Source organism: Lacticaseibacillus nasuensis JCM 17158, from assembly GCF_001434705.1.
Lineage (GTDB): Bacteria > Bacillota > Bacilli > Lactobacillales > Lactobacillaceae > Lacticaseibacillus > Lacticaseibacillus nasuensis.
In genome coordinates this window covers 167,333-179,414 of the sequence record NZ_AZDJ01000013.1, presented here as the reverse complement: position 1 = coordinate 179,414, position 12,082 = coordinate 167,333, and the positions used below count along the sequence as shown (strand labels likewise).

The following is a 12,082-nucleotide window of genomic DNA, read 5'->3' as shown; positions in this document are numbered from 1 at the left end:
AATCGTGAAACGCTATTTAATTCTCGAAGACGGAACGGTGTATCCCGGCGAAGGCTTCGGTGCCGAAACCGTTACGACCGGCGAAATCGTGTTTAATACCGGCATGAGTGGCTATCAGGAAACGATTACCGATCAAAGTTACAACGGTCAAATCATTGCGTTCACCTATCCGCTCATTGGTAACGCCGGCATCAACCGTGATGACTACGAAAGTATTACCCCAACGGCTAAAGGGGTCGTGGTTCGCGAGGCGGCCACGGTGACAGGTAACTGGCGAGCGCAAATGACGTTGGATGAATTTTTAAAACGCAAACACATCCCCGGCATCATGGGCATTGACACGCGGGCATTAACGCGGCGGTTGCGCACGGCCGGTACAATGAAGGCCAGCATTGTCGACGCCGCCGACGCGCACGCCTTCGATCAACTCAAGGCGCTCGTCTTGCCGAAGAACCAAGTCCAACAGGTCGCGACCACGCAAGCATATCCGGCACCAGGCACGGGACGCAACGTCGTGGTGATCGATTTCGGGCTGAAACACAGTATCTTGCGCGAGCTGGCGAAGCGGTCCTGCAATCTCACCATCATGCCACCAACTACGACCGCAGAGGAAATCCTTGCGTTACACCCAGATGGCGTGATGCTCACGAATGGCCCCGGCGACCCTAAAGATGTCCCCGAGGCGCTGACGATGATTCGCGGGGTGGAAGGAGAGATTCCATTGTTTGGGATTTGCCTAGGTCACCAGCTCTTCGCCTTGGCGAACGGCGCAGATACCTTCAAAATGAAGTTTGGTCATCGCGGATTCAACCACCCTGTCCGAGAAATTGCCACTGGGCGAATCGACTTCACGAGCCAAAACCACGGTTACGCGGTTGACCCGGCCAGCATCGACCCGGCGACATTGCTCGTGACTCATGAAGAGATCAACGATCATACCGTCGAAGGCTTACGGCACCGGTTGTACCCAGCATTTTCCGTTCAGTTTCACCCAGACGCCGCACCTGGCCCGCACGATGCAGCACACCTATTCGACGAGTTCATGGAAATGATGGACGCTTTTAATCGGGGAAAGGACACGACACATGCCTAAACGCACTGACATTCATAAAATCCTGGTCATCGGCAGCGGCCCAATCATCATCGGCCAAGCCGCCGAGTTCGATTATTCCGGCACCCAGGCGTGCCTGGCGCTGAAGGAAGAAGGCTATGAAGTCGTCCTGGTGAACTCCAACCCTGCGACCATCATGACCGACAAGGAAATCGCCGATCAGGTCTACATCGAGCCGCTAACCGTGGAGTTTGTCAGCCGCATTCTGCGAAAGGAACTGCCCGACGCCATCCTCCCGACCATCGGTGGCCAAATCGGCTTAAACCTCGCCATGAGTCTAGCTAATGCCGGCATCCTTGACGAGCTGAATATCGAGTTGCTGGGCACCAAGCTGTCTGCCATCGACCAGGCTGAAGACCGTGAACTGTTCAAGAATCTCATGCAATCGCTGCACGAACCCATTCCCGAATCCGCCATTGCGCATGACTTTGCCGAAGCCCGCGCGTTTGCGGAGCACATCGGGTTCCCCGTGATTGTTCGGCCGGCCTTCACCATGGGCGGCACCGGAGGCGGCATCGCTAAGACTGCCGCTGAGCTCGCCCGCATCACCGAAAACGGCTTGTCGCTCAGTCCAGTGCACCAGGTGCTCATCGAACGCTCCATTGCGGGTTACAAGGAAATTGAGTTTGAGGTGATGCGCGATGCCGCCGACAACGCCATGGTCGTCTGCAACATGGAAAACTTCGATCCCGTCGGCGTCCATACCGGCGATTCGATTGTCTTCGCACCGGTTCAAACCCTGACCGATAAAGAGGTGCAGATGCTGCGCGACGCCAGTCTGCGCATCATTCGGGCCTTAAAAATCGAAGGCGGCTGCAACGTCCAACTAGCGCTCGACCCAAACAGTTTCAAGTACTACGTCATCGAGGTCAACCCGCGGGTCTCACGCTCAAGCGCCTTGGCCAGCAAAGCCACTGGCTATCCCATCGCCAAAATGGCCGCCAAGATTGCTGTCGGCTTACACCTCGACGAAATTAAAAACCCAATCACCGACGCCACCTACGCCGAATTTGAACCCATGCTCGACTACGTTGTCGCGAAGATTCCGCGGTTCCCGTTTGATAAGTTCGAAAGTGGTGACCGCCGCCTCGGCACCCAAATGAAGGCCACCGGTGAAGTGATGGCCATTGGGCGCACCATCGAAGAAAGTTTGCTGAAGGCTGTGCGCGGGCTAGAAGTGGGGGCTACCCACCTTTGGCAGGCAGACGTTGCTGCCGCCAACGACGAGACGATTACCGACAATCTGATTACCGTCACGGATGAGCGATTATTTTACATCGCTGAGGCTTTCCGGCGCGACTTCACCTTAAGCGAAGTCGCCGAGCTCACCAAGATCAATCCGTTTTTCCTGGCCAAAATTCAACACATCGTCGCCCTAGAAGGTGAGTTGCAGGCACATCCTGGCGACTTGACGCTACTGCCAGTCGCCAAGCGCAACGGTTTCGCCGATGCGACTATCGCGTTATACTGGCACCTCACCGCCGCACAAGTCCGCACCATGCGCAAGGAAGCTGGCATCGTGCCGGTGTATAAAATGGTCGACACCTGCGCCGGAGAATTCGAGTCAACGACGCCATATTTCTACAGCACCTACGAAAACGAAACGGAAAGCACGCGCAGCGCCAGAGAAAGCGTCCTGGTACTCGGTAGTGGCCCAATTCGCATCGGTCAAGGCGTGGAATTCGACTACGCCACGGTGCATTGTGTCAAGGCCCTGCAAAAGGCCGGGTACGAAGCCATCATTATGAATTCGAATCCAGAAACGGTGTCCACTGACTTCTCGATTTCCGATAAACTCTACTTTGAACCGTTGACCCTCGAAGACGTGCTGAACGTGACTGATTTAGAGCAACCAGCCGGTGTCATCGTCCAATTCGGCGGCCAAACTGCAATCAACTTGGCGGGGCCGCTGGCAAAAGCAGGCGTGAAGATTCTTGGCACCAGCCTCGACGACCTCGACGCCGCCGAGGACCGCGACCGCTTCGATGAAATTATCAAAACGCTGAACATTCCGCAACCTGTCGGCGATACCGCAACGAATAAGGCACAGGCAATTGCCATTGGCGAGCGCATCGGCTATCCCGTACTGGTTCGGCCGAGCTACGTGCTCGGCGGCCGGGCGATGGAAATCGTGCACGATACGACGGAATTGTCGAGTTACATCGACCGCGCGGTATCGGTATCCAACGACCATCCGGTGCTGATCGATCAGTACCTGGTCGGCACCGAATGTGAAGTCGATGCCATTAGTGACGGTGAGACTGTGGTCATCCCCGGCATCATGGAACATATTGAGCGCGCCGGCGTTCATTCCGGCGACTCGATGGCGGTTTACCCGCCGCAGGATTTTTCCCCAGCCGTCATCAATCAGATCGAAACCGCTACGATTGCTTTAGCCCAGGCGTTACACTGCATCGGCATTATGAATATTCAGTTCATTGTCAAAGCAGGCAAGGTCTATGTGATTGAAGTCAACCCGCGGGCCAGCCGCACTGTGCCGTTTTTAAGCAAGGTCACGGGAATTGCCATGGCGCAAGTCGCCACGCAGGCAATTCTTGGCATCAAGCTCACAGACCTCGGCTATCACACCGGGATTCTACCGTTACGCCCAGGCGTCCACGTTAAGGCTCCGGTGTTCAGTTTTGCCAAGCTTAATGCCGTCGATGCGATGCTCGGGCCGGAAATGAAGTCTACCGGCGAGGTGATGGGTAGCGACACGACGCTTGAAAAAGCGTTGTATAAAGCCTTCGAGGCGAGTCATATGCACCTGCCAACTTTCGGAACCGCACTCATCACGGTGGCGGATGCCGACAAGGCGACCGCTGTTGCGTTGGCCAAGCGCTTCCGGGAGGTCGGCTACCAAATTGTGGCGACCGCCGGCACCGCCGCTGCGCTACACGACGCCGGCATCACAGTCACCACCATTGCCAAACTCGGCGAGGCAGGGGACACCGCGATTCTCGACGCCATTGCGGACCATAAATTGCAGCTAGTCGTCAACACCACCAGTGAAGATCGGGCAACCACTAGCGACGGGTATCGCATCCGCCAAGCCGCCATCATGCATGGCGTACCCCTGTTAACCAGTCTCGACACCACAGATGCGATTCTGCGCGTGCTCGAAAGCCGAGCGTTTGCCACGTCACCGCTTTAGGAGGAAGTATGCCACCCATTATTGCCTTAGATTATCCGACGTTGACTGACGCCACGGCGTTGCTGGCGCGATTCGCGTCCAGCACGCCGCTGGTTGTTAAGATTGGCATGGAACTGTATTATGGCAACGGACCAGCCGCGCTGGCCCGGTTGCAGGCTGTCCATCCCGTTCAAATCTTTCTGGATTTGAAACTTCACGACATTCCCCATACCGTCGAACGCGCCGCCTTTCAACTCGGCCGCCTCGGGGTTCAGCTGACCACTGCACATGCCGCCGGGGGGCTGGCGATGTTGCAGGCGGCCAATCGCGGCCTGGCGGCAGGCGCAGCTGAAGCTGGGTTACCGGCACCAAAATTACTCGCCATCACGCAACTCACCTCGACCAGTCAAAGCATGTTAAACACGCAGCTTCAGATTCCAGGCAGCGTCGCCGCAAGCGTTCAACACTTGGCGGCGATTGCCCAGGCGGCGGGCTGCGCCGGCGTTGTCGCCAGCGCCCGGGAAGTGCCGTTGATTCGCGCGGTGACCAAACCAGAATTTTTGATTGTCACACCGGGTATTCGGCCCACACCAGTTGCCGATGATCAAGTGCGCGTGACCACCCCGGCTCAGGCAAAAGCGCTTGGTGCCAACGCCATCGTCGTGGGTCGGCCCATCACGCAAGCTGTCGATCCTGTTGCGGCGTACGACGAGATTTGCCGAGCATGGCTCGGTGAGAAGGAGGACTCATGACTGACATTGCAGAAACCATCGCCGCTGACCTACTCGACATCGGTGCCGTGACGTTGCGGCCGAATGATCCGTATACTTGGGCGAGTGGGATCCATTCACCGATTTATACCGACAACCGCATTACCATCAGTTATCCAGCGGTGCGCACGCGGATTGCCGAGGGTTTAAGCGACTTAATCCGCACCCAATGGCCGAGCGTCGATGTGATTGGCGGGGTGGCCACCGCGGGTATTCCCCATGCAGCGTTAGTCGCCGATCGTCTGACTCTGCCGTTGGTCTATGTTCGCAGCAAGCCAAAGGATCACGGCCAAGGCAGACAGATCGAAGGCCAGCTCCAACCCGGGGCTAAATTGGTGTTAATTGATGACTTGCTGAGCACAGGCGGTTCCGTGTTACAAGCTGCAGCCGCCGCCAGCCGGGCCGGCGCTACGGTCATTGGTGTCGCCGCAATTTTCAGCTATCAGTTACCCGCCAGCACGGCAAATTTTGCCGCCGCAGGGATTCCCTTTGCGACGCTGACGAATTATCCGACCTTAATCGATGTAGCGCGTCAGCGTGGCGACATCACCGAGGCGGAGCTCACCTTGTTACACCAGTGGCGGCAAGACCCGACACACTGGCCGGCATAAAAAAAGTGCCATGTCTGCAAGAATCTGCAGGCATGGCACTTTTTGCTTGGTCAGCGGGTTGGGGGCTGGCGCAATTTGGCAACCAGGGCCGCGTCTGGCGTCACCGCCACAGTGCGTTGGCCTTCGTAAACCACGAACCCAGGCTTGGCGCCGTTGGGTTTGCGAATCTTGCGCACTTCGATCCAGTCGACTTGAACATTGGCACTCGCGCGGGATTTCGAGAAGTACGCCGCGAGGTTAGCCGCTTCCAGTAATGTCTGCTCACTGGGGTCGGCACTATCGATGATGACGTGTGAGCCGGGGATGTCTTTAGCGTGTAACCAGATGTCGGTTTTCTTCGCCTTGTGCAAGGTTAAGGCGTCGTTTTGCAAATTGTTTTTGCCGACCCAGATGATGGTGCCGTCGCTGGCGTAAAATTGTTCCGGCGCGGCAACTTTCTGCCGCTTCGCCGGCTTCTTGCCTTGACGCTTCGCCTTGAGGTAGCCGCCTTCAGTCAGTTCTAAGCGAATATCGGCCAAGTCTTTCGGGCTCGCCAGCTCAATTTGGGCCATGACGCCTTGCAAATAATCCAGTTCAGCTTGGTTTTGCGCCATTTGTTCGGTGACGAAGCTCACGGAATTGCGCAGCTTTTGATACTTGGTAAAATATTTCTGGGCGTTTTGCGACGGTGTCAATTGATTCGACAACGCAATGGTCAGCGGCGCGTTGTCGGCGTAATAATTCGGCAGGGTCACGCTGGTCATCCCGCGCTGCACCTGACTGAGGTAAGTGGTGAGCACCTCGCCGCGGACGCGATAGTCCTGTGCCTTGGCGCTTTGACGCAGCGTGGCGGCGAGTTTCTTTTGCTTTTTCTGATCGCGTTCAATGTGCAGACGCAAAGTATGAATCAGATTGCCGCCGAGCTGCTGGACGCGATCGTGCTCGGCTTTTTGCGCGTAAAACGCGTCGAGCATCTCGCTAAGGGTAGCAAACGTCTGCGTCTCCCCAGCCAGAGTGCGGTAGGGGATGGCCGAAAAGTTAACCTTTTTCCCCGTGGTGATGGTGGGTTGCGGGGCATCAAAGCCTGCTAAAAATTGCTCCCACGCCGCGGCCGGATCAGCCGTTGACAAGCGGGCGGCCAGTTCTGCGGCGGTGTCGCCAGCCAGACCTTGATAGTGGCGTTGCAAGAGGCTGATCAGCGGCACGTCCGGCGAGGCCGACCGGACCAACTCGAGATAATCGGTGGCATCATCGGTAAACGGATCGACCTTATCTTGCTTCGGCGGTTCGACGTAGGTCGCACCGGGTAGCAACAGACGATACCGATTCTGGTCGCTGCCAACGTGGCGAATCAAGTCGATGATGCGATTGGTGGTTTGGTTCAGCAGCGTGATGTTGCTATGCCGGCCCATCATTTCGACAATTAACCGCAGGCTCAGGTCATCCCCAAGTTCGTCGCGCGTGGAAAAATCGAGCCAGATCACGCGGTCGTTTGCCGCTTGCGTCAGCGCCACCAGCCCGGCGCCCGCCAGGTACTTTCGCAACGTCATCGCAAAGTTTGTCGGCACCTCGGGATTCGCAAAGGGAATGCGAGTAATTTGCACCCGGGCGTATTGCGGATAAGCCGACAGCAACAGCGGCTGATTCTTGCGGTTGGCCCGGATGGTCAGCACCACCTCGTTTTGGTAAGGTTGTTGAATCTTGCTCACACGGCCGCCGACGAGTGGCTGCAGTTCTGCCACCATGGCGTGAGTGAAAAAACCATCGTATGTCATGTTCGTCCTCCAATTCAGTAGGTCTATTGTACCGCACTCTGCAGGCACAAAATAACCCAGGACAGTTCAAAAATGTTGGTTTTCATGGTAAGGTTAGACAAGTTAATTCTAGTAAAGGGGTGAATGTCATGAAGATCGCCGTTGTCACGGACAGCACCGCGTATCTTTCCCCAGCGGACATCGCACAATTCAACATTAAAGTCGTGCCCATTCCGGTGATCCTAGACGGTACCGTCTATGACGAAGGCAAGGACATCAGCACCGCAGAGTATTATGAACGGCTTCGCACCGCCAAGACTTTCCCAAGCACCTCGCAGCCGCCGCTGGGCGAGGTGTTGAAGATTTATGAGGACCTCGGTAACGAAGGCTACGACCACGTCATCAGCATCCACCTCGCGAGTACCATTTCCGGATTCGTCAACACGTTAAAAGGCGCGGTGAGCGAGGTGCACAACACTAAGGTCACCGTTTATGATTCGCAAATCACCGTCATTCTCATGGGTGAACTGGTGATGACCGCCGCTCGTCTGGCTCAAGCCGGTCGCACCGTCGAGCAAATCTTGCCCGCCTTGGATGATTTGCGGGCGACGATGGGGGAGTACTTTATCGTCAACGACCTGCAAAATCTCGTACGTGGCGGCCGCCTCAGCAACGCCGCGGCGTTTGTCGGTGGGATGTTGAAGATCAAACCTCTGTTGACCTTCGATGATGACAGCCACAAGATCGTCGCGTTCGAAAAGATTCGCTCGCTAAAAAAAGCCTACGCGCGAATCGAGGACTTATTTGCCGCTGACTTGACGAAGGTGGACTACCCGCTCAAAGCCTGGGTGCTGGACGCCAACGACCCGACAGCCGGTGACGCCTGGCAGGCAGAACTCGCCGCGAAGTTCCCGGCGGTCGAATTCGGCCGTTCCTATTTTGGCCCAGTCATCGGCACACACCTCGGGGAAAAGGCCATCGCCTTGGCCTGGATCAAAGACACCACGAAATAAGCCGGCGGCAGCCGGCTTTTTATGAAGGAGAACTCATGGAAATTACGCGTCACACTGCCGCCGGCGACATTCAGGCGGAACGTCAGCTCTATTCTGGCCACATCTTCGATATCGTTCAACAAACCATCCACACGCCGGATGGCTTAACGGTCACCCGCGATTTAGTCAGGCACGCCCCGGCGGTTGCGTTGCTGGCGCTGACGGCAGATGAACAGGTCCTGGTCAATCGCGAATACCGGGTGGGTATCAACGCTGAATCCTTCGCGCTGCCGGCCGGGTTAATCGATCCAGGCGAATCCGTTGAAGCCGCCGCCCGCCGCGAGTTGCAAGAAGAAACCGGCTTCGTGGCACAAACGGTGACGGAAATGACCGCAATTCGCTCCAGCGAGGGGATGACGGATGAAGTCGTTCACTTAATGTTGGTCACGGTGGATCCGGCCCAGCGCGCCAGCAAGCATTTTGACCAAGACGAGTTCGTCACCAGCGATTTCGTTCCACTGGCTGAGGTGATTGCCGCCGTGAAAGATGGGCGGATGGCCTCGGCTCAAACCGTCAGCGCTGTCAGCTATTACCTTGCCTTTGTCCGCTAGGAGGAGAAAATTGCCAGACTTAGCCCAAGTACGATTAATTGCTGCCGACATGGACCACACGTTACTCACCGAAGCCAGCCAGCTACCGCCGCACTTCGACCAATTATTGACGCGCCTCCACCAAGCTGGGATCCAGTTCGTTCCAGCCAGTGGGCGGCCGCTATACACCTTAACCGAAATGTTTGCAGCCTCGGCTGCCGAATTGGCCTTTGTCAGCGACAATGGGGCCGTGGTCGCCGCGCATGATCAGGTCATCGATACGACCTTGCTGGCGACAGCGGCCTATCAAGATATGGTCCGCCACACGCTGGCCCATACTGATGGCATTCCCATGCTGTGCGCGGTCAGCGGCGCCATTGCCCCAACAGAAAGCGCCGAGTATGATGACGTGTTCCGTGAGTTTTACCATCAATTAGATTACGTTGCGGATTTGGGCAACGAAATCGCAGACGTGGACAAGGTCACGGTGTATTTACCACAAGGGGACTCGCAACGCGTGTATGACGAAGTGCTCGCACCACGCTATGGCGACGATTATTCTGTGTCTGTCAGCGGCGATGTCTGGATCGATCTCATGCCGCGCGGCGTCGATAAAGGGCACGGCTTGCGGGTGCTCGGGGAACACCTTGGTATCGCGCCATCTGAGATGTTGGCAATTGGCGATAACTATAACGACGCCGAGATGTTGCAAACTGTCGGCTACAGTTACGTGGTAGCCAACGCCAATCGTGGGGTTCGCCAATATGCAAAGTACGCCACCGCGAGCAACGAAGACTATGGCGTTAGCCAAGTAATTGAGGCCGTGCTGGCAGCGCATAACGAATAGATAGCCCGTCAGTTAACCATGTATCTGCGGGTGAGTTGTGTCCTCAACTTTTGGGAACTTTTTGCGGTGGACGGCGATGATATGAACATCACGCAATCTTCATGGTTCGCTCGCAGGATGCACACATCCGCTGCTTATCATTGACCAAGTTATCATATTTTGTTTAGAAAGCTGGTCAATGATGAATCAAGCCTTAATTTACTTACCACTCGTTTTTCTCGTCCTAGCGGCGCTCCTACTCGGCTTCTTTGCCCTGGTGTTGCGCGATGCGTTGCACAATCGGCCCAGCGCTGATACTTCGCGGTCACTGCGGGGATTAGCCAAAGTTAGGCACTACGGTCGTATTCAGTGGGCCGTGAGCCAAGTTGATGCGCACTATGAAGCCCTTTTGCGTCAGTGGTTCGGCGCGGGTACGATTGCGGGACTTGCTTTGGTAGGGGCAGTGGGCGCGGCCATCCCCGAATTGTCCGGGTGGGGTGGGGTCACGTTCACCTGGTGGTGGCTAATTCTTGCCATCTGCGCATCCTGTGTTGCAATTCTAGGCTGGCAGAAATTGCAGCAAGCTCAATTTGCCGCCTTAGATCACCTGCGACTCACTGACGCGAAGCAGTTTAAGCAGCTCACCGTCGCCATTGACCACCGGTGGCTCGGCCAGCTACTGAGCACCAGCAAGTATTTGTTTGGGGCGTTGGGGTTATTTTTCCTGGCGATTGTCAGTCACATGCTGATCAGTTACTTAGGGTATTAACGTTTGTTCGAAGGGAAGCAGCAGCATGCTCATCAAGGATGTTGAAATTAGCTTTGCTGATTATCTTGCTTATCAGCACTGGTTCCAGCGCACCGATCACCAGGCCAGGTGGACCAACCGGCTAATTGATTGCCTAGGCGCGCTCCTCGCCGGATTGGGTCTCATCATTGTGATTCTCGGCAGACCGATTGGCTGGTTTTTTCTCGGCTTTGGCGGGGTGTATATCTGGTTTTACCGCTGGTTGAGAGATCACCGGACCAAACAAAGTTATCAGGCAGCGGCCAACGCACAATTATTCGCGGCGCGCGCCGTGCAAATCGATGAGACAGGCATCACCACCACGATGACGAATACTCATGGTCACATCGACTGGTCGGGTTATCAGCGAGTCGTTGAAGAGCCGCAACTCTTTATTTTGATGATTGCTAAGCGCCAGGCGCAACTGCTACCTAAAAGCGACTTAACGTCGGCACAGGTTGCCGAGTTGCGTAACTGGTTTAGCCAGTGTCTGACGGCTGAGCAATGGGAGGGACAAAATGACAATTGAACTTGAGGGCTTCGCGGTAAAACCGGACAAGCTCACTGTGGCGCACGAATGGCTCGCGTTTCTACGTGAACATACGGCAGCGGTTAACCAGACGTTGGTGCCGGAGCATCTCAGTCGTGAGCAGATTTTTTCCGTGACGATTGGCTCGCGGCTGTATCTGTGCTGGTATTCGGATGCCTTCGCGCCGGCTGAGCAAGCCGTGACAGCCAGTCGAGATCCCATCGACCAACAACATGTCCGTTATTGGAACGAATGCATCGACGAATCCGTGCCATCATTGAAATTTAACCTAGAAAACTCGTTCGTTAACCCCAACATTGATTGATAGTCGCGCTCGCTTAGTAGCGAGCGCTTTTTCATGACGAAAAGCAAAATCAAATCGCGGATTGAGTCGATTCCTTGTCATCCATATTGAAAAGGCTCACGCTACCAATATACTGGCTAGCAACGCGCGAATCTGCGGAGGTGCATTCTGATGATGGGTTCATCGATCGCGATTATTTAGTATCTGCTGATGTTGGGCGTGCCATTCTTGGTCATCGCGTTAGCTGTAAAGTATGGTGTGCTTTGAGCCGTACAGGCACTGTCTGAGGATGAATTAACTCAGGTCAATCGCGTGTTCAAGCGCTAATTTGGTTTGCTGATAGATTTGAGCAAACCGCAGTGTGAGGATCAACCAAGTCATTAGTTAACTGAGTGCTCTGCGACAAAATTTTGTCGCGGCGCACCTGTTCGTATCAGCTCGCTGTTGGCCAACCTTGAGTTTTAGATTCGTCCTGCGTTGATGCCGACGAAGTATCGCTAGACTAGACTAGATAGGGAATATGCGAAAAGCAGTTGAACTTTAGCTTAATATCCGTTTGTTGTATTCTAGTTTACATAATATATATTATGCGAAGTAGTGTCTCGGAAGATTTGTCCACCAGCCGCGAGCCCTTTGCCACCAACAAATAAGCCCCCTTGCGCACCAAAAAAGCAGCTCCACATCGGAACTGCTTAC

At 55.4% G+C, this 12,082-nt stretch carries 11 protein-coding genes; 10 read left to right on the top strand and 1 reads right to left on the bottom strand.

All coding sequences use genetic code 11. The annotated features are described in order from the left end of the window. The first annotated feature begins 4 nt into the window (after window positions 1-4). The 4 genes from FD02_RS03895 to pyrE are packed head-to-tail and all read left to right on the top strand — an operon-like array spanning window position 5 to window position 5,625. Window positions 5-1,093, top strand: a complete 1,089-nt coding sequence (locus tag FD02_RS03895) for a carbamoyl phosphate synthase small subunit (RefSeq protein ID WP_054721646.1) — start codon at window positions 5-7, stop codon at window positions 1,091-1,093. Next, window positions 1,086-4,265 carry a carbamoyl-phosphate synthase large subunit gene (gene carB, locus FD02_RS03890; protein ID WP_056950650.1) on the top strand — a complete coding sequence of 1,060 codons (3,180 nt, stop codon included), beginning with the start codon at window positions 1,086-1,088 and terminating at the stop codon, window positions 4,263-4,265. The genes FD02_RS03895 and carB overlap by 8 nt, the downstream gene beginning before the upstream one ends. An 8-nt stretch (window positions 4,266-4,273) precedes the next feature. Then, window positions 4,274-4,996 carry an orotidine-5'-phosphate decarboxylase gene (gene pyrF, locus FD02_RS03885; RefSeq protein WP_054721644.1) on the top strand — a complete coding sequence of 241 codons (723 nt, stop codon included), beginning with the start codon at window positions 4,274-4,276 and terminating at the stop codon, window positions 4,994-4,996. After that, window positions 4,993-5,625: an orotate phosphoribosyltransferase gene (gene pyrE / locus FD02_RS03880; protein ID WP_054721642.1), complete on the top strand. Its 633-nt coding sequence runs from the start codon at window positions 4,993-4,995 to the stop codon at window positions 5,623-5,625. The genes pyrF and pyrE overlap by 4 nt, the downstream gene beginning before the upstream one ends. 50 nt (window positions 5,626-5,675) lie before the next feature. Here the strand turns inward: pyrE and FD02_RS03875 are convergent, their stop codons facing one another. After that, on the bottom strand, window positions 5,676-7,379 hold the full coding sequence (locus FD02_RS03875; RefSeq protein ID WP_056950647.1) for an Rqc2 family fibronectin-binding protein: 1,704 nt from the start codon (window positions 7,377-7,379) through the stop codon (window positions 5,676-5,678). Between the two features lie 128 nt (window positions 7,380-7,507). On the opposite strand from FD02_RS03875, the gene FD02_RS03870 reads away from it, so the two are divergent. The 6 genes from FD02_RS03870 (at window position 7,508) to FD02_RS03845 (ending at window position 11,407) form a co-directional block, all read left to right on the top strand. Beyond that, window positions 7,508-8,371: a DegV family protein gene (locus FD02_RS03870; RefSeq protein WP_056950644.1), complete on the top strand. Its 864-nt coding sequence runs from the start codon at window positions 7,508-7,510 to the stop codon at window positions 8,369-8,371. Between the two features lie 35 nt (window positions 8,372-8,406). Further along, window positions 8,407-8,961: an NUDIX hydrolase gene (locus FD02_RS03865; RefSeq protein WP_054721639.1), complete on the top strand. Its 555-nt coding sequence runs from the start codon at window positions 8,407-8,409 to the stop codon at window positions 8,959-8,961. A 10-nt stretch (window positions 8,962-8,971) separates the two neighbouring features. Then, window positions 8,972-9,787, top strand: a complete 816-nt coding sequence (locus tag FD02_RS03860) for a Cof-type HAD-IIB family hydrolase (protein WP_054721637.1) — start codon at window positions 8,972-8,974, stop codon at window positions 9,785-9,787. A 181-nt stretch (window positions 9,788-9,968) separates the two neighbouring features. Continuing rightward, on the top strand, window positions 9,969-10,535 hold the full coding sequence (locus tag FD02_RS03855; RefSeq protein ID WP_235806665.1) for a hypothetical protein: 567 nt from the start codon (window positions 9,969-9,971) through the stop codon (window positions 10,533-10,535). A 25-nt stretch (window positions 10,536-10,560) separates the two neighbouring features. Then, window positions 10,561-11,082: a YcxB family protein gene (locus tag FD02_RS03850; RefSeq protein WP_056950639.1), complete on the top strand. Its 522-nt coding sequence runs from the start codon at window positions 10,561-10,563 to the stop codon at window positions 11,080-11,082. Beyond that, on the top strand, window positions 11,072-11,407 hold the full coding sequence (locus FD02_RS03845) for a DUF6176 family protein (protein ID WP_056950635.1): 336 nt from the start codon (window positions 11,072-11,074) through the stop codon (window positions 11,405-11,407). The genes FD02_RS03850 and FD02_RS03845 overlap by 11 nt, the downstream gene beginning before the upstream one ends. Window positions 11,408-12,082: the final 675 nt, after the last annotated feature.